The sequence below is a fragment of the Pseudomonas fildesensis genome, assembly GCF_001050345.1.
GTDB lineage: Bacteria > Pseudomonadota > Gammaproteobacteria > Pseudomonadales > Pseudomonadaceae > Aquipseudomonas > Aquipseudomonas fildesensis.
The window spans coordinates 1-21,556 of sequence record NZ_LFMW01000019.1; the positions used below are offsets into that span (position 1 = coordinate 1).

Consider the following 21,556-nt stretch of genomic DNA (forward strand, 5'->3'; position numbering starts at 1 on the left):
AACAACTTCACCGTCGTCGCCGACAACCCCAAAAACAACCCCGCACCACCCAGGGGCGTCAGCGTTAACGCCAGCGGCCGAAACAGTGCACGATCACCCGCCACCCACGCGGCCAGGCGCAGCAGCAGCCAACACCCCCCACCCAACACCAGTGAGCTACCCCCCAAATACAGCACAATGCACAGCCCATCCAGCCAACTGAAGCTGTCGTTAAGTTGTGGATAGTGAGTGAGCAACCACCAGGGCGCGTTGTCCTGCAATGGCCAAACCCAGTCATGGCTGACCAGCCATTCAGCCAGCTGTTGTTTAAGCGCGATAAACCACGGGCTGACGGTCCACTGGAAGGCCCCCATCGCCAGGCCGATCACCCCGAACAGCAGCAAGCGCGCATCCCAGATCGAACCCAGGCGAGCAGGCGCCTGGAGGATTTCCTCGTTGCACGAGCGCGCGATCAGTTGCACCGCCCCACGTTGCCCGCTGCAGCGGCCGCAGGCGTGGCAATCGCTGGCCCCTTGCAGGCGGCGGATGTCCAGCAGCGGCGCGCAGTTGGGCAGCGGCAAACGGGGCGCGTCATTGGCCTTCCAGCGTTGTTCATCCACGGCGAAATGCACCGGCGCCAAACGGGCGAGAAGGGCGAATACGCCGCTGACCGGGCACAGGTAGCGGCACCACACACGCTTGCCCCGCACGAACAGTAGGCCGACGACGATGGCCGCCACTGTCGAGCCGCCGAGGATCAGCAGGGCGGCCTGGGCGTAGTCATACACACTGATCAATTGGCCGTAGAGCGTGGTCAGGCAAAAGCCCAGCGTCGGCCAGCCGCCCCAGCGCAGCCAGCGCGGAATGCCGAGGCCGCGCCCGTGCTGGCTGGCCCATTCGCTCAAGGAGCCTTCCGGGCAGAGCACGCCGCACCACAGGCGCCCGAACAGCACCATCGACAGCAACACGAACGGCCACCACACACCCCAGAAGATGAATTGCGCGAGCAGCGTCAGGTTGTTCACCAGTCGCGCCTGGCTGCCCGGCAAGGGCAGCAGCGCCGGCAGCACCAGTAACACGGCGTAGACCAGCACCACCGCCCATTGCGCGGCACGGATCAGCCGGCCATGGCGGCGCATGCCATCGCCCAGTTGCTGCAGCCAGGTCATGCAGTCTGCCGCGAGCGGCGCAGGCCGTTGCCGACCCACAGCCAATAGCCGAGCAGCACCAGCACGGTCACCAGGCTGGGGGCGGCGCGGTAGCCGGCAAAGTCGGCCAGCAGCGCGCCCAGTCCGTGGCTGTCGCTGAGCAGGGCACTGCTGTCCCAGCCGCTTTCACCGACGACGGCGTAGGCCCACTCGGGCAAGTCCATAGCCAGTAGTTGCCCGCTGATACGGTCCACGGCCGCAACCAGCAAGGCCCCGCCCAACAGCAACAACAGTGCTTCGCTGAGGGCAAAGTACAGCCTCCAGGAAATGAAGCGTCGGCTGCTGCGCAACAGCACGACGGTGAGGCACGCCAACACCAGGCCCAGCACGCCGCCGATGGCGAACAGACTCAGCGCCGTGTCCTGCAGGCGCGCACCGGCGCCATACAGGAACACCACGGTTTCACTGCCTTCACGGCTCACCGCCAACAGGGCCAGCAGCAATACGCCCCAGCCGCCCTGGCGTGCCAGGCGCTGATCGGCTTCACGCACCAGGGTGTGTTTGAGGGTGGCCGCGTGACGATGCATCCAGAACACCATCTGCACCATCAAGCCGCTGGCCAGCAAGGTAAGGCCCGCTTGCAGCCACTCGCCTTGGGGCCCGGTCATGGTTTCACCGGCCCACAGCATCAACCCCGCCAACCCGGCGGAGCACAACAACCCAAGCAGCACCCCGGCCCACAGGAAGCGGGCCAGTTGTGAGTGCGCGGCCTGGCGGCTGATCCAGGCCTGGAGAATGCCGATCACCAACAGTGCCTCGACGCTTTCACGCCAGACAATAAACATCGATTGATTCATCAACGGCTCCAGGGCCTATTGGGCGAGGATGCTGCCTTCGGGCAACTGTGGATTGAATTCGTCAAAGAATGGATATAGCCCCGGCTTGAGCGGGTGGATCACCACAAAGGTGGTCACGCCGGGCGACAGAACCTTCTCCACCCGCAGCGGCGTGCTCTCGAATTCCGCCGGGCCTTGGCCACGGTTGCTGAGCACGATCTTGAACCGCTCACCGGCCTTGACCTTGAGTTGCGGCGGGGTGAAGTGGCCGTCCTGCAGGGTCAGTTCATAGGTGGGCAACGGCGCAGCCAGGGCCGCGCCGCTCAGCAGCAGGCTGCCCAGCAACAGGGCTCGACGCATCAGTAGCCGCCTTTCTTGCCGATGCCGGCGTAGACGAATTCGTAGTGCACTTCGCAGCGCTCGAACCAGGGGGCGACGCCGGTTTCCTTGTCGGTGTGGCGACCCAGGGAGTGGTGGCCGGCAGGCGGCAACACCGTGAAGGTGAGGGTGTATTTGCCCGGCCCTTGCAGCTTGACGTTGTCGCCATAGTGCGGCCCGTCATTGGCGACCATGGCGTGGAAGTCGCCGGTGATCGGTGTGTCGCTGCCTTGTTTTTTCAGGGAGAAAGACAGGTTGAGGTACGGCACGAAACTGCCTTCCTGGAACCCCTGGGCGCTATCCGCTGTAGCGCGAACGTCGGCTTCCAGGTGCACGTCGGAGTCGGCGGTGGCGCGCATCATGCCGGCAGGCGCCATCTCGATCGGTTGCAGGTACACCGCGCCGATTTCCAGCCCGGGGCAGTGCTGCGGCTCACCGATGGGGTACTCCTTGGCGAACGCGACAGAGGTGGTCAGCAGCAGGGCAAGGGACACTGAGAAAGGGATACGCATGGAGGCTTCCTGACGGGTGAGGGGAGAGAACCCGAGTCTAGGAAGGTCAGGAGTAAATAATAATGATTCTTGTCAAGTTTCGACGATATTTCATGTTGGCCAGGCTTGATATCCGTCAAGGTCGGGCCAGCGCTATCGGGGTAGGTTGTGGCTATTGTTCGCCGGTAGGGAACCTCGTCATGGCCAAGCCTTTTCCATTGCACCCCAAACACCCCGAGCGCATCTGCTGGGGGTGTGACCGTTATTGCGCCGCGACCGACCTGGCCTGCGGCAACGGTGCCGACCGCACCATGCACCCCGCCGAGATGATCGGTGATGATTGGTACGAGCATGGTGACTGGGGGCTCGCACCTGAACCCGCCGCAACAGACGCTACGGACGAGCCTTCAACTGCCTGAACGGGGCTTGTCTTTGGTGTCTTTGCGCGTGTCCGAAGGCTTGACGTGCTTGGACGGTTTCGGTGGCTGCTTTTTGCTGTCGGTGGTTTTTGATTTGCCGCTGTCGCTGTCGGACGGGCTGCTGGGGTAGGTGCCCGGAGGCAAGGCAGAGCCGGCGGTGTCATCGCCAAAGGCGGCGAATACAGGGTTGACCAGCAGAGCTGACAAACCGAGGACAATCACCATCCGTTGGGAAATTCTGGTCTTCATGACGCAATCCCTTTGATTAAACCGCGGCCCGGACCATCCGGGCCGCGGATGACGATCAAGCCGCCATTGGCTTGGCCGTCATGCTTTTTTTGTGCGCAGCTTTCATCGCTTCCATTTCGGCGCCGAGCTCTTCCTGCACGGCCTTGCCCAGCAGCTTTTTCACCTGGGGGAACAACTCGGTTTCTTTTTCGACAGGGTGCTCCAGCAATGACGCGGTGTCTGAATAAGATTGACTCTAGACGGTTGCTCGCACAGTGCCGCAACCGTTGGGCGTGAGCGCTTGCTGAAAATTGGATGGAACCCTCGGGGCCGATGCTTGACCTAACGCATAGACCTCAGGAGGTGAATCATGCAAATAGAATATGTCTGGATCGGTTTGGCGGTGATTCTGCTGCTGTTGGAGTTGTGGGCGATCAATGTGGTGTTGCGCAGTACCGGCGGCTGGGAGACCAAGGGGCTGTGGCTGGTCATCCTGATCTTTGTACCGTTGTTCGGGTTGATTGCGTGGGCGATGTTCGGGCCGAAACGCGAGATGCCGGAGCACCACAGAAGCTGAAGCAGAAGGCAAAAAAAACAGGCGCCCTTGGGCGCCTGTTTGCATTGGGTGGCCCGGATTCAGCCCGCCACAGCCTTGGCAATCGCTTCATTGAATGCCGGTAGGTCATCAGGTGTACGTGAGGTGATTAACGTCCAGCCATTGGCCTTGCATTCCTTCACCTCGGCATCGACCCACCCGGCAGCGCCGGCGTTTTCCAGGTCGATCCGCACGCTCTTGTAGGAGGTCAGGGTTTTGCCCTTGATCACGCCGGCGTCGATCAGCGCCCACGGGCCGTGACAGATCGCCGCGACGGTCTTGCCGGCCTTGACGAAGTCGTTGATCAGACGCAATGCCGCCGCGTCCTGGCGCAGGGTATCGGCGTTGACGGTGCCGCCCGGAATGACCAACGCGTCAAAGTCGCTGCTCACCACGTCTGACAGCTGCACGTCGGATTCCACGGTTTGGTCCTTCTCGGTGTCACCGACAAACGTCTGCGTGGTGCCGCCTTTGCTGGAGCCGTGTGTCACTGTCGCGCCATAACCACGCAATGCTTCCAGGGGCTTGAGCAGCTCGTCGCGCTCGATGCCGGTGTTGGAGGTGATGACCAGAATTTTCTTGCCGTTAAGATGTGAACTCATGATCGAGTGTCTCCTGGTGGGGGAAATAAAGAGGCGATATGGGAGAGTTGATCAAGCCAAAACGGCAAAGGTTTAAATTAATTTGCACTTATTTCTTGAGTGGTTGGTGCGGGCAATTTCCTTGAACTATCGAAATGCGCCGGGCTCTGCTGCATACGTGCCCGTCGCTTTGCGGGCCTTTAATTGCCAGGAGATTTCACCGTGACCGATCACAAGGCTGCCGACAAAACCCCGCAACCCATCAGCTCCGAAGACACCCAGAAAGGCACTGAAAAAGCCACCAAGGGCCAGACCCTGGAGCGTCCGAACCCAAGCACCGAGACCGTTGACAAGGTGCTGACCCCCACCTCGATCAAAGACACAGAGCGCCAGACCGATGCGATCAATGAACAGGCCGCCAAGGTCGAGCGCAAGCTGGGGCACTGAGTATGGCCAAGGCGATCTCCGCGTCTGAACTGGGCATCGAACTCAAGCCTGGGGATGACGGCAGCTTGTTCAAGTGGTTTGTCGCCAGCTTCCTGATGGGCAAGCGTATCCAGGCGCCGATCGCCGCGCAGGCCTATAAGGTGATCGTCGAAGAAGAGGGGCGTGACACGGCGCGTAAGCTGCAACACTGCACGTCCCGTGAGCTGGTCTCCATGCTTGGGCGCGCCCATTACGTGCGCTACGACGAAAGCACGGCGCAGCGCTTGCTGGACTTGAGCGCCAAGTTGAACGCCGAGTACGCTGGCAAGATCACCCATATCCGCAGCGCCAGCGAAAACCGCCAGGCCTTCGAAAAGCGCCTGGGGGCGTTCGACGGCGTGGGGCCCAAGACCATCGAAATTTTCATGCGTGATGCGGCAAAGGTGCTGTTGTGGTGAACAGGCGTGCCCCGATGCCGATCAGTTAAGAACGAACACTGAACCTGTGGCGAGGGAGCTTGCTCCCGTTGGGCTGCGAAGCAGCCCCAAAACTCGGAGCTCCTACACAACCCATCGGGACAATTCGAGGCTCTTAAGCTACTCGACTTCTACCCGCAACACTTCCAACCCTAACTGTTCATAAGCCTCGACACTCGGCACATGCCACTCGGTGATCAGCGTATGGATGCGGTTGCACGGCGCGACCACAAAGGGTTCCACCGCGCCGAGCTTGTCCGCCAACGTCACCGCCACTACCTGGGACGCACTGTCGAGCAGGGCCTGCTTGACGGCCACTTCATCAAAATGCAGCGAGCTGATGCCGACTTGCGGATGCAGTGCGCACACGCCTGTAAACAACAGGTCGGCCTTGATGCTCTGGATCAGGCGCACGGCTTCCTGGCCAGTGGTGGACAAGGTTGCCGGGTTGAGTTGGCCGCCGGCGAGGATCACTTTCACCTTTGGATGATCTGCCAAAGCGATGGCGATCATGGGCGAGGGTGTGACCACGGTCAGGCGGATCGAACGCGGCAGGGACTGGGCGATCTGCAGGGTGGTGGAGCCGGAATCGAACAACACAATCTGGCCGTCTTGCACCAGGTCGGCCGCCAGTTGTGCGAGGTGGCGCTTGACCTCGTTGGTCTCGCCGACGCGGGTGAAGAAGTCCTTGCCGGTGTCCTTGGGCCGGGGCAGGGCGCCGCCGTGGACGCGCTGCAACAGGCCGGCGGCGGCGAGTTCACCGAGGTCGCGGCGGATGGTGTCCTGGGACACGGCAAAGTGTTCCACCAACTCCGACGCCGTGACTTTGCCATCGCGCTCCAGCAGCAACAGGATCTTCTGTTTGCGCAACGAAGGCAGGTCAATGGCTTGATGAGTGCTATGCATGTTTATGCGTCTTCTTGCGTGTTTGTGCGAGATTAGTCGCCCCTCGATATAAACGCAATGGCTGGTTGCACGGCCGATGGGCGGTTACTCTCTGTGCTCAGTTCAGGGAGAGGTGACCCATATGTCGTTGATCACAACCATCGAAGACTTACGCAAGCTGGCGCAAAAACGTGTTCCACGGATGTTCTACGACTACGCCGATTCCGGCTCCTGGACTGAAAGCACTTATCGGGCGAATGAAAGCGATTTTGCCCGCATCAAATTCCGCCAGCGCGTGGCGCGCAACATCGATGAACGCTCAATTCGCGCCAGCATGATCGGCCAGGACATGGCCATGCCGGTCGCCCTGGCACCCACCGGCCTGGCCGGCATGCAACATGCCGATGGAGAGATTCTCACCGCCCGCGCGGCTGCCGCCTTTGGCCTGCGCTACACCTTGTCGACCATGAGTATCTGCTCCCTGGAAGACATTGCCGAACAGGTCGGCCAGCCGTTCTGGTTCCAGCTGTATGTGATGCGCGATCGCGCGTTTGTCGAGCAGTTGATCGAGCGCGCCAAGGCCGCTGGCGTCGATGCGCTGGTGTTGACGCTGGACCTGCAGATCCTCGGGCAACGCCACAAGGACTTGATCAACGGCCTGTCGGCGCCACCCAAACTGACCCTGCCAAATATCCTCAATATGATGACCAAGCCGCGCTGGGTGATGGGCATGCTCGGCACCAAACGCCATGGTTTCGGCAATATCGTCGGGCATGTGAAGGGCGTGGCGGACATGAGTTCGTTGTCATCGTGGACCGCTCAACAGTTCGACCCGCGCCTGAGCTGGGACGATGTGGAGTGGATCAAGAAATGCTGGGGTGGCAAGCTGATTATCAAGGGCATCCTCGATGTGGAAGATGCGCGGCTGGCGGCCAATTCCGGCGCCGACGCACTGGTGGTGAGCAACCACGGGGGCCGCCAACTGGATGGTGCGCCGTCGAGCATCAGCCAACTGCCGGCGATTGTCGAAGCGGTGGGCGAACGTATTGAAGTGTGGCTCGACGGCGGGATTCGCTCCGGCCAGGACGTGCTCAAGGCAATGGCCCTGGGCGCCAAAGGCACCATGATCGGCCGCTCGCATTTGTATGGGTTGGGCGCGATGGGAGAAGCGGGTGTGACCAAGGCTCTCGAGATCATCGCCCGCGAGTTGGACGTGTCGATGGCACTGTGTGGCTATAACGATATACGCAATGTGAATCGCGAGATTTTGCTGCCCGGTACATTTCCCGAAAACATTTACTAAGCAAAAAAAACGTAAAAAAGTAAAAAGAGTTGTCCACGAAAACCGTGGGTATCTCTGTGGATAACTTTGTGAAGGCCCGGCGGGGTTGGTGATTTGGCCCAAGGTTAATATTTGATCAACTTTCAGCGCGGGCCAGTATGGGCAGGGTTTGCGCTTGACAGGCAAGTGTGAACCCAGTGCTGAAAAGCGCTTTTATGACTCGCCGCTGCGCCCTGTGGAGTGGGTCACAACCTGTGTCGGCATCTTCGCTTGCATCAGGTTGTCGAGTGCCTGGCGATAGCTGCGACCGGCCAGGCTCATGCTGTTGTTATGGCTCGCGCCGGGCACCAGCAACAGTCGCTTGGGTTCCTGGGCGGCTTCAAACAATTGCTGGCTGAAGCGCGGCGGCACATAACGATCGTCCAGGCCATGCACCACCAGCAGCGGCATATGGATGTCGGCAATCTTGTCGATGGAATCGAATTTCTGCGAGAGCAACCAGCGCACCGGCAACGAGGTGTTGGCCACGGCGGCGGCGACGTCCGCCAGTGAAGTGAACGTCGATTCGATCACCAGCCCGCGCACGGGCAGCGGCGTCTGCTTGCCCAGCTCGGCGGCCAGGTCGATGGCCACTGCGCCCCCCAGGGAGTGTCCATAGATCAGGCGTTTGCTGGGGTCTGGCTGCAACAGTTGGAAGCGCTCCCAGGCGGCTCGTGCGTCTTCGTACACCGTGGTTTCCGACGGCAGGTCGCCGTGGCTTTGGCCGAAACCGCGATAGTCGATGGCCAGCACCGAGAAGCCCAGCGCGTGCAACTGCTCAATGCGAAACAACTGCCCGGTGAGGTTCCAGCGCACGCCGTGCAGGTACAGGACCGCAGGCGCGTCCTTGTTGTCTGCCGGGTACCACCAGCCATGAATGTTCTGCCCCGGTTTGAAACCGGCGGGCTTGAGTTCGAATTCCTGCACGGCCCTGGGCAACCCGCTGTACCAGCTGGCCGTGCCCGGCTCGATGCGAAACACCAGCTCGCGCTCCTTGTGTTGCAGCACCGAGCAACCCACCGGCAGGCCGACGATCAGCAGGGCCATGCACAGCAGGGGAAGCCAGCGCAGTCTCAGGCGGGAGAGAAAACGAGAGGACATGAAGGTTCCAGGGCAAAGGTGAAGCACGGTTTTTAACAGATGGCTTGTCGGGGCAGGAATTAATTCGACAGCCGTCCATGGGGATTGCTTGCAAAGTGTTACAGCATTGAATCCCCCGTGCACAGGTTGTTAGGGTGGGGGGCCAAACAGGAGAGCACGCACATGGATTTCACAGGCAAAACCGCCATCGTCACCGGTGGTGCACGCGGGTTGGGACTCAGTTATGCAAAGGCGCTGGCCCTGGGCGGCGCCCGGGTGGTGATCAGCGATGTTGGCGCTGACAAGGTCGGGGCAGGCACCGATACGTCGGTGGTACAAGCGGCTGCCGAGGTATTGCAGGCCGAAGGGCTGGCGGTAGTTGGCCATGGCGGTGACCTGTCTACGGACGAGGGGTGTCGGCAGTTGATCGAGTTTGCCGTCGAGGCGTTCGGTCAGCTCGATATCCTGATTCTCAACGCCGGCTGGGTGGGTTACCAGACTATTGAAAACCTCGACATGGCGTTCCTGCAACGGGCCATGGACATCAACCTCTACGCGCCGCTGTGGCTGTGCAAGCACGCCTGGCCGCACCTGCTGCGCTCACCTGCGCCGCGCATTATCCTGACCACCTCCGACCGCGCCATGTACGTGCAATATGAGCAAGCCGGGCTGGTGGCTTACAGCGCCGGCAAGATGGCGCAACTGGGCATCATGAACGCGTTGAGTCATGAGGGCTTTGATGCGGGGATTAAAGTCAATGCGATTTCGCCGGTTGCCAAGACACGCATGTGGGGCGTGACCGAAGAGCCTGACGAACTCAAGCCGGAGTGGGTGACGCCGGGGGTGTTGTTTCTCGCGTCCCCGCAATGCGAAGACACGGGTTACATCCTGCGCGCCAGCAACGGGCAATTTACCGCCACACGCTTTACGGAAAATCCAGGCGTTGACTACCCCCGCGACCTGGCCCGAATCAAGGCAAGCAGTGCTGAAGAAGTCGCCGCCGCCTGGGATAGCATCAAACAAGCACAGCACCTTTCTTGAGAAACCCGACCATGGACAACAGCCCCGTTCGCATCACCGCCGAAGAGACCCTCTCGGAAAACTGGTACCTGCTGAAGAAATACAGCTTCGACCTGCGCCGCCGCGACGGCAGTTGGCAAGCCCAGACCCGCGAGGTGTACGACCGCGGCAATGGCGCGACCATCCTGTTGTACAACCGCGAACAGCGCACGGTGTTGCTGATTCGCCAGTTTCGGATGCCCACGTTCGTTAACGACTATCACGGTTACCTGATCGAGGCCGCGGCCGGGTTGCTCGACAATGCCAGCCCCGAGGAACGTATTCGCCTGGAAGCGGAAGAGGAAACCGGGTATCGGGTGGGGCATGTGGAGAAGATCTATGCAGCGTTCATGAGCCCGGGTTCGGTGACGGAGCGGATTCACTTTTTTATGGGTGAATATCAGCCGGGAGATCGGGTTGGCAGCGGCGGTGGGTTGGAAGAAGAGGGGGAGGATATAGAGGTGCTGGAACTTGGGTTTGAACAGGCGTTGGCGATGGTGCAGAGCGAGGAGATAGTGGATGGGAAGACCATCATGCTGTTACAGCACCTGGAGTTGCGGATGTTGAAGGAAGGGTGGTGAGTCAGTTCTTTCTCGGGAGCATATCTATTGTGGCGAGCGAGCAAACTCGCCACATAGGTTGCTTTTTAAATAGGGTTTTCTTGTTTCAGTAAGTGCTCATCGAATTTAACAATGATGTGATTTAACCATGAGGGGCCTGATGTCCATTGATTAGGGTAGTAATAATAGCAGTGCTGTTCATGAAATAAGTTATTTTGAAACTCTGGTTCATTTGTGTAGGTGTTTATTAGTTCTATTATTTCCATTTTTACAGTGGTGATGACATCCCTTTGTGAATCAAGTAGGAACGAGTCAATTACTTCATCGGCTGAAGAGTGTTCCGCTGTCCAGTCCTGATTAAAGTAGGCGCCAAAAAATTGCTGAAGTTCAGTCAGTGGTAGGTTCATTTTTCAGGATATCCCGTCAGTAATAAATAGCCATCTGGCATCTTAGGTTTTCTCTTCAGAACCAGAATGAAGTTGTAGACTGGAATGGACGCTTCAGCGCCTCTAATAGCGCTCAATCCTACAGGCAAGTTTGAGCTTTCGTTGATGATATGTTTGTCTTTTTTTCCTTCTAAAAACTTTAGGATTTCTTCTCGACGGTTGGTTAAGCTTTTAGAAACGAGAGCTTCTGCTTCCTTTTTGTTTCTGAACGTAGATGCCGCTGGAATATGTGGTTCCAATTCCAGCCTTGTAAACAATTGTGCATCCGTCTGCTCAACGTGCTTCTCGAGCAAATGCCCCCCTGCCTCTTCATGCGTATCTAGTATGCCGCCGGGGCAATTTCCAACCTTACAACTTAATCCTAATGGGTCTATCCACCCCGTAGGGTTAGGTACATATAGGTAGGCGTTAATCCCACCCGCAAGCTTTACCGGGTCCGGCGTCAGGTAACGACCAATATCCGGATTGTAGTAGCGATGGCGGTTGTAGTGCAGCCCGCTTTCCGAGTCGAAGTATTGGCCCTGGAAGCGCAGCGGGTCGTCGACTTTTCCTATGTCGAGACGGGTGATTTCGCCGTAGGCGCGGTAGTGCGCGGACCAGACGATTTCGCCGTCCGGAGCGGTGAGTTCTTGCGGCGTGCCGAGGTGGTCGAGTTGGTAGTGGTAGGGTTTTGTTTCTTTTGGGCCGAAGCCTTCCAGCAGGGCTAGCGGGCGGAAACTGTCCGGTTCGTAGATATAGCTGCGATGCCGGCCCGCGCGGTGTTCGGCGATTAGCTTATCGCCGTGCCAGAAAAACTCGGTGGTTATGCCGTCGACGGTTTTGCTGATTCGGCGGCCAAACGGGTCGTAGCAGTAGCTGGCCGTTTTTCCATTAGGTTGGGTGACGCCGGTCAGGCGATGCTGACAGTCGTAGCGGTACTCGGTGACGAGTTGGTGACCTTTACCGCGTCGTTCACGGATGAGGTTGCCGAAGGCGTCGTAGTCGTAATGCCAGTCTCCTTGGATCATCAGGCGATTGCCAGCCACGATGTCGGGGCCGGGGCGGTTTTGCATGAGCAGGTTGCCCGCCGGGTCGTGGCCGAAGCGTTCCTGTACGTCTTGGGAGTGGTCGGCGCGGGTGAGGCGGTTTAGTGGGTCGTAGTGGTAGTGGTGTTCGCCTTTGCGGGTGTCGAGGAGGCGGGTGAGGTTGCCGGATTTGTCGTAGTCGTAGTGGCGGCGGTATCCAGCGCCTGTGGCATCGCCGATGCTTTGGTTGAACAGGCGTCCTTGGTCGTCGTGTTGGTAACGGCTGAGCAGTTGGCCTTGTTGGCGTTGGTGTTCGCGGCCGTCTTTGAATAGGTGTGATGTCAGCTGCGCGCCGTTGAGTTCGATGGTAGAGAGGTCGCCACCTTTGCGGTGGTTGAACACCAACCGGTTGTTATCCGGTAGGCGCAGTTTTTGAAGGTGGCCGCAGGCGTCGTAGCCATAACGCAAGGTGCCCCAGCCTTGGTGTTCGGCTGTAAGGCGGTTTTGTAGGTCGTATTCGTAGGCCAGGGCCCAGTTGCCGTCGTCGACGCTGAGGAGATTGCCTTGGCGGTCGTAGGCGTAATTGACAGTGTTGCCGTCAGGCAGGGTTTTTCTTACGAGTCGACCGGCGTGGTCACGCTCGTAACGGGTGACTAACTGACTGCCATCGTCGCCATCTTCGGTCTTTTCCTGCAGGTTGCCGTTGAGGTCGTAAACGTAGGCGGTACTCTGACCGTCAAAACCGATTTCCTGCTGGATCAGGCCATTGCTGTGGTAGTGGAGCCGGTAGGTTTCGCCAGTTTCATTTTGGATTTCTGTCAGCAACAACCGCACGTTGTCGTAGCGGTATTTAACTTGGGTGCCGTCGGCATTAATGCGGCGGCTGATCAGGTGCAAACCGTCGGCGTATTCGTAGCGGGTGACGTGCCCTAGTTCATCCCGTTCAGCGGTGATTTTTCCGTAGGGGTTGTAACTGTATTCCCTACATGCGCCGCCTGGCAGCACGACACGAATCAACCGACCGACGCTGTCCCACTGATACTGGGTCAGCGCGCCATGCTCATCCTCTCGCGCAACCTGCCGCCCACGGTCGTCATAGCGATAGCGCTTAACGCCACCATTCGGCAATTGCTCCTCAAGCAACTGCCCACGCTCATTCCACACCAGTCGCTGACTGCTGTGATCCGGGTACCAAACCCCAATCAGCTGGCCGTATTTGTTGTAGCTGTAGTCCGTGCAATTGCCGTCAGGATCGGTCTTGCGAATGACATCGCCTTGGTCATTGCGCTCGTACTTCCAGACTGCCTGACCCCGCCTTACAACCCGTACGAATCCATTGTCATGCTCGTAGGATATCGGCTCATCGTCCCCCGGAAACAACGCCACCAAACACCCGGCTTCGTCGTACTGATACGCCGTCACCGCCCCCAGCGGGTCCTGCTCAACCGTCAGCCGGCCTTTGTCGTCGTAGGATTTGAAATGCTCGGCGCCATCCGGATCCACCCGCCGCACCAGCCGCGCCCGTTGATCGTGGACATAGACTTCCTGGCTGCTGTCGGCGTTAAAAACCGTGACTTGCCCGTTGTCATCCCAGGCATACCGCGTGTCCATCTGCGAAAAACTGGCCCAGTGCCGAACACACCGCGCCGCCTTGCCAGCCCGTTCCCACTCCCAGAAGAAACTCGCCCCACCGGCCAAGCCGCGTTCAAGAATGACGTGCTGATCGTCGTACCGGTAAACCTCGCTTTCGCCTACAGCATTGGTCGCTGAAACCAGTCGGCCAATGTCGTCATAGGCGTAGGAAACAACGTTTTGCTCAGTCACCCAAACATAGGGTTCACGGCCTTTAGCTCGATGAATCTGGTAGTCCACCGCGATGATTCGGCCGAACTCATAACGCAAGAGCAGCGAGCGCCCCACACCGTTATCCAGCCGCTCAATCCGCCCCAGCACATCCCGAAAAATACGCAGCCGATTGTCATACGCATCACTGATCGCCGTCAGCACACCGTCACGGAAGTGGTAGAAACGCGACGCCTGCGCCAGCACTAACTCATCAGGCAACGACCCCAAGTAAATCGCCGCTTCGGCCAGGCTATTGGTAATCGCCGGTCGAGAAGAACTAGGCAAGGGCAGGGTAGTCGACCGATTTTCATGATCCTTCCACACCACCGAATCACCGGAAACACTCAACCGATGCGCCAGCGAGTGACTCCACCCAAACCCCAACCCACAATCCACTTCCACCGCGCTTGTGCGATACAACCGTGTCCACTCGAACGGTAAAATCCCGTCCAGCGCACCATCGGTCAGCGTCAGCAATTCCTCCCCGGTCACCATCGACACCGGGCACCCATTGGTGGCGGTCTTGTCCGAAGACGCGGCAGCATCCCCGTTCAGGTTTCGAGCAGCGGCAGGCACATCATCAACATGCTCCTGGCGCACCAATACCGTCTGCTGCTTAGCCTTGTCCCGAACCGCCGTTACCGGGTTGGAAACCACCTGATCCCCAGCCTTCAAAGGCACATCCGGAATCACCCTGATCGGCGTCGCCGGGCTACCTAGCAGAATCGGCTTGGCCAGCTCTGCATGATCATCTACGCGAGCCTTCCCGAACTGCCCAGCCATGTGCTCCAACCACCTGCGCGCCCGTTGAGACTTGATGCCACCCAGCACCTTCGTGCTCATACGCACCGCCATACCCATCCCGGCCGTGGCGAGACACAGCAACAAATTAATCAATACTTCGGCGCTGATTTCCCCCAGCAGCTCGTTCATGTACGGAGGCGGCAACATCCGGATCCAACTGACCGTCGCCGACAAATAGATGAACAGCAGCGGCTCATCACTAAGCACCAATAAGCCCTTAGCGATGCTTTCGGTGCCGAGTTTCAGCAGCTTTTCAAATTCATCCTGAGACAGGTAATGCAGCAGCTTTTCGGCATGACCCAACGGGTCTGAAAACCACTGAAACAGCTGCTTGATGTTGTCCCACAGCGAATACAACGTCTCACCAAACCCGCGAGCGTAGGCTTGGTGCAATGAGAGGTAGCGCTTGAGGAAGTTGGCTTCGGAGTAACCCTTCCACAGCGGCTTGAATGTGCTGTCCCATTCGTTGCGCAGCCAACTTTCCAGCGGTGCGATAACCGACTGATAAGAGGCGTACAACGCCTTGAAATGCGCTGTGGAAACGTTGGGATAGAAACTGACTCGGTACTTCTGGTTGCGATCACACTCCGTGATTTCGAGGATGCCGCTCGGGCCGATGGTTTTATGGAGGGGCTCGCCCAGCGGGCCGCCATTGGGGTCGATGCGTTGCACCATCACTGGCGTATTGCCAATGGGCACGAACCGTGAGCTCTGGAACATATGCACCAGGGTCAGCGTGCCGTTGGCCTGGCAGGTAGCGACGGTGCTGCTGGGGATAATCGAACGGTTGATCGGCGCGACCAGCGCCACTTCATCTCCAACCTTGAACACCTGCTCGATATCCAGCGCCGAAAAGCTGAAAAAGCTCTCGGCCCAGGCGTCGTAGCTATTGAGGCAGCGCTTGAAGTCGCTGATAACGGATTCGACGTCTCGCGCCTTTGAATCCATGGCGGCCAGCACCAGGTAGCCAATGGTTTGACTGGTCACTTCGATCATGAAACAGCCCCATCAACCGGGGCCCACACAAAAAACGCCATCTGCAATCCCTCGCACCGTGTAGTCAGGCGAGGGACTTTGCGGACCTTTTCAGGGGAGGGGAGTAGAGGTAATCCGGCCGTTATGTGGGACGTTTCGACAACGCTCGTCCTCTGCCTCCCGACTACCGGCTATTGTCAGAAATTTCCCACAAGAGTACAAATGTACTCCATGACAGCCCTAACCCCTCGCCGCACCGCCATCCTGACCTTCATCCGCGACCGCATCGCGCAGCAAGGCCAACCCCCCAGCCTCGCCGAGATCGCCGAGGCATTCGGCTTCGCCTCCCGCAGCGTCGCGCGCAAGCACGTCATCGCGCTCACCGAAGCCGGTTTTATAGAGGTCAACCCCAATCAGGCCCGCGGCATTCGCCTGCTCAACCAACCCCCACGCCCCGAATGGCTGGACATCCCAGTCCTGGGCCGCGTAGCCGCAGGCCGGCCCATCGGCGCCGATGCCGAAGTGCACAGCCGCCTGCAACTCGACCCCGCCACCTTCGCGAAAACCCCGGACTACCTGTTGCGGGTGCAGGGCGACTCGATGATCGAAGACGGCATCCTCGACGGCGACCTGGTGGGCGTACGCCGCAGTGCCGAAGCCTTGAACGGGCAGATTGTGGTGGCGCGCCTGGACGGTGAAGTCACCATCAAACGCTTCGAACGCAACGGCGACCATGTGCGCCTGCTGCCGCGCAACCCCGCGTATCAACCCATCGTGGTAGGGCCCGACCAGGACCTGGCCATCGAAGGGGTGTTCTGCGGCCTGGTGAGGCAAGGCTGATGGGCGCCGTTGTTGCCCTGGACGCGCTGTTCAATGGCGGCCGCGTCTGGAAGGGCCGGCCCACCGCGCCACCGGCAAGCGTGCACCCGACCGGGCTGGCGGCGCTGGATGCGGTGCTGCCCAGCGGCGGCTGGCCGGAGTCGGCGCTGAGCGAAATCCTCATGGCCAAGGAGGGCGTGGGCGAGCTGCAATTGGTGTTGCCGACCCTGGCGCGATTGTCGGCGGCGGGGGAGCGCATTGTGCTGGTGGCGCCGCCCTACACGCCGTACCCCCACGCCTGGCAGAACGCCGGAGTGGATTTGCGCCTGCTTTCGGTGATCCAGGCCGAGGCGCGCGACGCGCTGTGGGCGGTGGAGCAGTGCCTGCGTTCCGGCAGTTGCGGTGCGGTACTGTGCTGGCCGCGCAAGGCGGATGACCGCGCGTTGCGCCGTTTGCAGGTGGCGGCGGAAACCGGGCAGACCCTGGCGTTTGCCTGGCGATCCTTGAGTGAGGCGATCAATGCATCGCCCGCCGCCTTGCGTTTGGCGGTTGAGGCAAAACCCGCACAAGTGCGGGTGCTCAAGTGCCGGGGCGGGCTGGCCCACCCGGCGCCGATTGCGCTGGCCGGGCACTGAGGTTGCCATGCGCTGGGTGTGTATTGTCTTCCCGCAATTGGCGCTGGACGGGGTGCAGCGTCTGCATCCCGAGCCGGATCAGCCTCTGGCGCTGCTGGCCGGCACGCCGCAGCGGCGTGTGCTGCAAACCGTCAATGACGCCGCGCGCGCGCTGGGCTTGCGCCCCGGTCAGTCGCTGACGGCCGCGCACGCCCTGGCCAAGACCTTTGCCTGCGCCGAATACGACCCCGTGGACATCGAGCGCTGGCAGCAGTTTCTCGCAGCCTGGGCCTACCGCTTCAGTTCCCAGGTCAGCGTGTATTACCCGCGCGCGCTGCTGTTCGAGATCGAATCGAGCCTGGGCTTGTTCGGGCCGTGGCCGCAGTTCGAAGCGTGTTTGCGCAAGGAATTGACCGAGCTGGGCTTTCGTCACCGCATCGTGGCGGCGCCCAACCCGGCGGCTGCGCGGGTACTGGCGAATATCTACGATGGTTTGGCCGTGGCCGATGATGAGGCCTTGATGCTGGCCTTGGCGCCGCTGCCCATCGACCGCGCCGGCCTTGACCCGCAGGCCGCCACCGCTTTGTCGCGCATGGGCCTGCGCACCCTGTCCCAGGTGCAGGCGTTGCCCCGGCATACCCTGGCGCGGCGCTTTGACGCTGCGCTGCTCAAACACCTGGACGCCCTGACCGGGCAGCGGCCGCTGGCCCTGGCGTTCTATCAGCCGCCGGACCAGTTCGATGTGCGCATCGAGTTGAATTTCGATGTGCAATCCCACCAGGCCCTGCTGTTCCCCTTGCGCCGCTTGACCGGCGATTTGTCCGCGTTCCTCTGCGGCCGCGACAGTGGCGTGCAGCGTTTCGACCTGCACCTGGAACACGCCCAGGCGCCCGACAGCGTGATCAAGGTCGGCCTGCTGAGCGCCGAGCGCGAACCGGCGATGTTGTTCGAACTGGCCCGAGGCCGCCTGGAGCAGGTGCAAGTTACCTCGCCGGTGCGCGGCTTTCGCCTGGTGGCCCAGGACCTGCCGGTCTTCGTGCCGCAGCGCCACGACCTGTTCGACGATCGCCCGCAACAGACCCTGCCCTGGGAGCAATTGCGCGAACGCCTGCGTGCGCGGCTGGGAGATGAGGCGGTGCAAGGCCTGCGCTTTCATGCCGACCACCGCCCCGAATGCGCCTGGCAAGCGGTGGCCGACAACCGTGCGTGCCCGACCTTGAATAAGGTACAGCGCCCCGGCTGGTTGCTCCACGAACCGACCTTGCTGGCGGAGCAAGGCGTACAGATATTGATGGGCCCGGAACGCATCGAATCCGGCTGGTGGGACGGTGCCGATATACGCCGCGACTATTACCTGATCCAGACCCGCGCCGGCCAACAAGGCTGGGCCTATCGCACCGTGGGCCAGAGCGACGGGTTGTGGCTGCACGGCTGGTTCGCATGAACACCACGCTCCTACAGCGCGTGCCGCCCATGAGCTACGCCGAACTGCACTGCCTCTCCAACTTCAGCTTCCAGCGCGGCGCGTCCAGTGCACTTGAGTTGTTCGAGCGGGCCAAACGCCAGGGTTACAGCGCCCTGGCAATCACCGACGAATGCACCTTGTCGGGCATCGTTCGAGCCTGGCAGGCGGCAAAGGCGGTGGCGTTGCCGCTGATCATCGGCAGCGAAATGCGCATCGAAAACGGCCCGAAACTGGTGCTGCTGGTGGAAGACCTCAGTGGCTACCAGCACCTGTGCCGGTTGATAACCCTGGCCCGTCGCCGTGCCGAAAAAGGCCGCTATCGCCTGCTGCAAGAAGACTTCGACCAACCCTTGTCCGGCCTGTTGGCGCTGTGGGTCGCCGACGACAGCGACACCCAGGCATCAATCCAATGGCTGCGCCGCACCTTCGCCGAGCGCCTGTGGCTGGCGGTGCATTTGCACTGCGGTCAGGATGATGCGCGCCATCTGCAACAACGCCTGCAACTGGCCGCCAGCCTGCACCTGCCGGCGGTGGCCTGCGGCGATGTGCACATGCACGCGCGCGGCCGCCGTGCCCTGCAAGACACCATGACCGCCATCCGCCATCACGTCCCGGTGGCCGAAGCCGGCACGCGCCTGCACCCCAATGGCGAGCGGCATTTACGCAGCCTTGAGGCGTTAAGTGCGCTGTACCCGCAGGCGTTGCTCGATGAAACCCAGGCCATCGCCCGCCGTTGCACCTTCGACCTCGGCCAGTTGCGCTATCAATACCCGCGCGAGCTGGTGCCCGAAGGCCAGGATGCGAAATCCTGGTTGCGTCACCTCACCGAAGAAGGCATCGCCCAACGCTGGCCCGAAGGGGTCGACGCCAAGACCTTGCAGCAAATCAACCATGAGCTGGAGCTGATCAGCGACCTGGGGTACGAAAGCTATTTCCTCACCGTGCACGACATCGTGCGCTTCGCCCGCAACCGCGGGATCCTGTGCCAGGGCCGTGGCTCGGCGGCCAACTCGGCGGTGTGTTTTGCCCTGGGCATCACCGAGATCAACCCGAGCCTGATGAACATGCTGTTCGAGCGCTTCCTGTCCAGGGAGCGAAATGAACCGCCGGACATCGACGTCGACTTCGAACACGAACGCCGCGAAGAGGTGCTGCAATACGTGTTCCAGCGCTATGGCCGCACCCGTGCGGCATTGACGGCGGTGGTCAGCAGCTACCACGCGGCCGGCGCGGTACGCGACGTGGCCAAGGCCCTGGGTTTGCCGCCGGACCAGATCAACGCCCTGGCCGAGTGCTGCGGGCGCTGGAGCGAAGATGCGCCGCCTTTGGAGCGCCTGCGCGAAGGCGGCTTCGACCCGCAAAGCCCGATCCTGCGTCGTGTGCTCACGCTGACCCAGCAATTGATCGGCTTCCCCCGGCACCTGTCCCAACATCCCGGCGGCTTCGTGATTTCCGAGCACCCGCTGGACACGTTGGTGCCGGTGGAAAACGCTGCCATGGCCGATCGCACCATCATCCAGTGGGACAAGGACGACCTCGACGCCGTCGGCCTGCTCAAGGTGGATATTCTCGCCTTGGGCATGCTCAGTGCGATCCGCCGCTGCTTTGACCTGCTGCGCCGCCACCGCAATCGCGACCTCTCGTTGGCGGCGATACCCAAGGAAGACGCGGCCACCTACGCAATGATCAGCAAGGCCGACACCATCGGCGTGTTCCAGATCGAATCGCGGGCGCAGATGTCGATGTTGCCGAGGCTCAAACCGCAGACCTTTTATGACCTGGTGATCGAGGTCGCCATCGTGCGCCCCGGGCCGATCCAGGGCGGCATGGTGCATCCGTATCTGCGCCGACGGAACAAAGAGGAGCCCACCACCTATCCCTCGCCGGAACTCAAGGCGGTGCTGGAGCGCACCTTGGGCGTGCCGCTGTTCCAGGAGCAGGTGATGCAGATCGCCATGGTCGCCGCCGATTACGGCCCCGGCGAGGCCGACCAGTTGCGGCGCTCCATGGCGGCCTGGAAACGTCACGGCGGCCTGGAGCCTCATCAAGAGCGCCTACGTACCGGCATGCTGAAAAACGGCTACAGCGAGGCATTTGCCGCGCAGATTTTCGAGCAGATCAAGGGGTTTGGCAGTTATGGTTTTCCCGAGTCCCATGCGGCCAGTTTCGCCTTGCTGACCTACGCCAGTTGCTGGCTTAAATGCCACGAACCGGCGGCATTCGCCTGTGCGCTGATCAACAGCTGGCCCATGGGTTTCTACAGCCCGGACCAGATCCTGCAGGACGCGCGGCGCCATCGCTTGCAGGTCCGCCCGGTGGACGTGCAGGCCAGTGACTGGGATTGCAGCCTGGAACCCATTGAGGGCCAGCAACCGGCGATTCGCATGGGCCTGCGCATGATCGCGGGGTTTCGCGAAGAGGATGGACGGCGCATCGAAACGGCCCGCCAGCGCCAGGCGTTCAGCGACATCGCCGACCTCGACGAACGCGCCGGGCTGGATGCCAGCTCCCAGGCCTTGCTGGCGGATGCCGGAGCCTTGCGGGCCCTGGCCGGCAACCGGCACAAAGCGCGCTGGGAGGTGGCCGGGGTACACAAACAACTGGGGCTGTTCGCCGGCCTGCCCAGCCCCGACGAAGCAGCGGTGGCGTTGCCGGTACCCACGGTGGGCGAGGACCTGCAGGCCGACTACGCCACGGTCGGCACCACCCTCGGGCCGCACCCGTTGGCGCTGTTGCGCGGCGAACTGCGTAAACGACGCTGTCGCAGCTCCAACGAACTGTTGGCGGTCGAGCACGGGCGCAACGTCAGCGTCGCCGGGCTGGTGACCGGTCGCCAGCGCCCCGGCACCGCCAGCGGCGTGACCTTCGTCACCCTGGAAGATGAGTTCGGCAACCTCAACGTGGTGGTGTGGCGCGATCTGGCCGAGCGCCAACGCCAGGCATTGGTGGGGGCGCGGCTGTTGAAAGTGGATGGGCGCTGGGAGGCGGTCGGCGAAGTTCGGCACCTGATCGCCGGCCGACTGACCGACCTGAGCCCGCTGCTGGAAGGCATCCATGTGCGCAGTCGGGATTTTCATTGAGTGAGGAGTTGCCCAGGCCTCGCTGGATGAGCTATATGCAAT

The 21,556-nt window shown here is 61.0% G+C and carries 21 protein-coding genes and 1 pseudogene; 11 read left to right on the forward strand and 11 right to left on the reverse strand.

What is annotated here, in order from left to right; translation table 11 throughout:
• From ACR52_RS23890 to ACR52_RS23905, 4 genes are all read right to left on the reverse strand, one after another.
• On the reverse strand, positions 1-1,148 hold a 1,148-nt coding region (locus tag ACR52_RS23890; protein WP_048730174.1), incomplete at its 3' end, for a 4Fe-4S binding protein.
• Positions 1,145-1,984 carry an FTR1 family iron permease gene (locus ACR52_RS23895; protein WP_048730177.1) on the reverse strand — a complete coding sequence of 280 codons (840 nt, stop codon included), beginning with the start codon at positions 1,982-1,984 and terminating at the stop codon, positions 1,145-1,147. The genes ACR52_RS23890 and ACR52_RS23895, both read right to left, overlap by 4 nt.
• Before the next feature lie 15 nt (positions 1,985-1,999).
• A complete protein-coding gene (locus ACR52_RS23900; RefSeq protein ID WP_048730179.1) occupies positions 2,000-2,323 on the reverse strand; it encodes a cupredoxin domain-containing protein in 324 nt (107 codons plus the stop codon).
• A complete protein-coding gene (locus ACR52_RS23905; protein WP_048730180.1) occupies positions 2,323-2,853 on the reverse strand; it encodes an iron transporter in 531 nt (176 codons plus the stop codon). The genes ACR52_RS23900 and ACR52_RS23905 overlap by 1 nt, the downstream gene beginning before the upstream one ends.
• Before the next feature lie 179 nt (positions 2,854-3,032).
• Here ACR52_RS23905 and ACR52_RS23910 point away from each other — a divergent pair, with 179 nt between their 5' ends.
• A complete protein-coding gene (locus tag ACR52_RS23910) occupies positions 3,033-3,251 on the forward strand; it encodes a DUF3079 domain-containing protein (RefSeq protein WP_048730244.1) in 219 nt (72 codons plus the stop codon).
• Here the strand turns inward: ACR52_RS23910 and ACR52_RS23915 are convergent.
• Positions 3,240-3,500, reverse strand: coding sequence for a hypothetical protein (locus tag ACR52_RS23915; RefSeq protein WP_048730182.1), 261 nt, complete (start codon positions 3,498-3,500; stop codon positions 3,240-3,242). The genes ACR52_RS23910 and ACR52_RS23915 overlap by 12 nt on opposite strands.
• 55 nt (positions 3,501-3,555) lie before the next feature.
• Positions 3,556-3,708: pseudogene (locus ACR52_RS29745) on the reverse strand (hemerythrin domain-containing protein); the annotation flags it as partial.
• A gap of 141 nt (positions 3,709-3,849) precedes the next feature.
• Here ACR52_RS29745 and ACR52_RS23920 point away from each other — a divergent pair.
• Positions 3,850-4,056: a PLDc N-terminal domain-containing protein gene (locus ACR52_RS23920; protein ID WP_048730183.1), complete on the forward strand. Its 207-nt coding sequence runs from the start codon at positions 3,850-3,852 to the stop codon at positions 4,054-4,056.
• A 59-nt stretch (positions 4,057-4,115) separates the two neighbouring features.
• On the opposite strand, the gene ACR52_RS23925 is transcribed toward ACR52_RS23920, so the two are convergent.
• Positions 4,116-4,676: a type 1 glutamine amidotransferase domain-containing protein gene (locus ACR52_RS23925; RefSeq protein WP_048730184.1), complete on the reverse strand. Its 561-nt coding sequence runs from the start codon at positions 4,674-4,676 to the stop codon at positions 4,116-4,118.
• A gap of 201 nt (positions 4,677-4,877) precedes the next feature.
• Between ACR52_RS23925 and ACR52_RS23930 the strand changes: the two genes are divergently transcribed.
• Together ACR52_RS23930 and ACR52_RS23935 are read left to right on the forward strand one after the other, a co-directional pair.
• Positions 4,878-5,102, forward strand: coding sequence for a hypothetical protein (locus ACR52_RS23930; protein ID WP_048730186.1), 225 nt, complete (start codon positions 4,878-4,880; stop codon positions 5,100-5,102).
• 2 nt (positions 5,103-5,104) lie between these two features.
• The gene (locus tag ACR52_RS23935) at positions 5,105-5,539 is read left to right on the forward strand and encodes a hypothetical protein (RefSeq protein ID WP_048730188.1); all 435 of its coding nucleotides are present in this window, start codon (positions 5,105-5,107) and stop codon (positions 5,537-5,539) included.
• 138 nt (positions 5,540-5,677) lie between these two features.
• On the opposite strand, the gene ACR52_RS23940 is transcribed toward ACR52_RS23935, so the two are convergent.
• Complete coding sequence (locus tag ACR52_RS23940; RefSeq protein WP_048730189.1) at positions 5,678-6,463, reverse strand: DeoR/GlpR family DNA-binding transcription regulator; 786 nt, start codon at positions 6,461-6,463, stop codon at positions 5,678-5,680.
• Between the two features lie 121 nt (positions 6,464-6,584).
• Here ACR52_RS23940 and ACR52_RS23945 point away from each other — a divergent pair, with 121 nt between their 5' ends.
• On the forward strand, positions 6,585-7,745 hold the full coding sequence (locus ACR52_RS23945; RefSeq protein WP_048730190.1) for an alpha-hydroxy acid oxidase: 1,161 nt from the start codon (positions 6,585-6,587) through the stop codon (positions 7,743-7,745).
• Positions 7,746-7,937: 192 nt separating this feature from the next.
• On the opposite strand, the gene ACR52_RS23950 is transcribed toward ACR52_RS23945, so the two are convergent.
• A complete protein-coding gene (locus tag ACR52_RS23950; protein ID WP_048730193.1) occupies positions 7,938-8,864 on the reverse strand; it encodes an alpha/beta hydrolase in 927 nt (308 codons plus the stop codon).
• 162 nt (positions 8,865-9,026) lie between these two features.
• On the opposite strand from ACR52_RS23950, the gene ACR52_RS23955 reads away from it, so the two are divergent.
• Together ACR52_RS23955 and ACR52_RS23960 are read left to right on the forward strand one after the other, a co-directional pair.
• Positions 9,027-9,884 (forward strand): SDR family NAD(P)-dependent oxidoreductase, encoded by an 858-nt coding sequence (locus tag ACR52_RS23955; protein WP_048730194.1) that lies wholly within the window; start codon positions 9,027-9,029, stop codon positions 9,882-9,884.
• Positions 9,885-9,895: 11 nt separating this feature from the next.
• The gene (locus tag ACR52_RS23960) at positions 9,896-10,483 is read left to right on the forward strand and encodes an NUDIX domain-containing protein (RefSeq protein WP_048730196.1); all 588 of its coding nucleotides are present in this window, start codon (positions 9,896-9,898) and stop codon (positions 10,481-10,483) included.
• A gap of 65 nt (positions 10,484-10,548) precedes the next feature.
• Here the strand turns inward: ACR52_RS23960 and ACR52_RS23965 are convergent, their stop codons facing one another.
• Together ACR52_RS23965 and ACR52_RS23970 are read right to left on the reverse strand one after the other, a co-directional pair.
• A complete protein-coding gene (locus ACR52_RS23965; protein WP_048730198.1) occupies positions 10,549-10,869 on the reverse strand; it encodes a contact-dependent growth inhibition system immunity protein in 321 nt (106 codons plus the stop codon).
• Positions 10,866-15,557, reverse strand: a complete 4,692-nt coding sequence (locus tag ACR52_RS23970; protein ID WP_048730199.1) for an RHS repeat-associated core domain-containing protein — start codon at positions 15,555-15,557, stop codon at positions 10,866-10,868. Before ACR52_RS23970 ends, ACR52_RS23965 begins: the two co-directional genes overlap by 4 nt.
• A gap of 201 nt (positions 15,558-15,758) precedes the next feature.
• On the opposite strand from ACR52_RS23970, the gene lexA reads away from it, so the two are divergent.
• Genes lexA through ACR52_RS23990 form a run of 4 tightly spaced genes read left to right on the forward strand, consistent with a single transcriptional unit; the run spans position 15,759 to position 21,514 of the window.
• Positions 15,759-16,376, forward strand: a complete 618-nt coding sequence (gene lexA, locus ACR52_RS23975; protein ID WP_048730200.1) for a transcriptional repressor LexA — start codon at positions 15,759-15,761, stop codon at positions 16,374-16,376.
• On the forward strand, positions 16,376-16,990 hold the full coding sequence (gene imuA / locus ACR52_RS23980) for a translesion DNA synthesis-associated protein ImuA (RefSeq protein ID WP_048730201.1): 615 nt from the start codon (positions 16,376-16,378) through the stop codon (positions 16,988-16,990). The genes lexA and imuA overlap by 1 nt, the downstream gene beginning before the upstream one ends.
• Before the next feature lie 7 nt (positions 16,991-16,997).
• Positions 16,998-18,413 carry a Y-family DNA polymerase gene (locus ACR52_RS23985; RefSeq protein ID WP_048730203.1) on the forward strand — a complete coding sequence of 472 codons (1,416 nt, stop codon included), beginning with the start codon at positions 16,998-17,000 and terminating at the stop codon, positions 18,411-18,413.
• Positions 18,389-21,514 (forward strand): error-prone DNA polymerase, encoded by a 3,126-nt coding sequence (locus ACR52_RS23990; RefSeq protein ID WP_408003350.1) that lies wholly within the window; start codon positions 18,389-18,391, stop codon positions 21,512-21,514. Before ACR52_RS23985 ends, ACR52_RS23990 begins: the two co-directional genes overlap by 25 nt.
• The last annotated feature ends 42 nt before the right edge of the window (positions 21,515-21,556 follow it).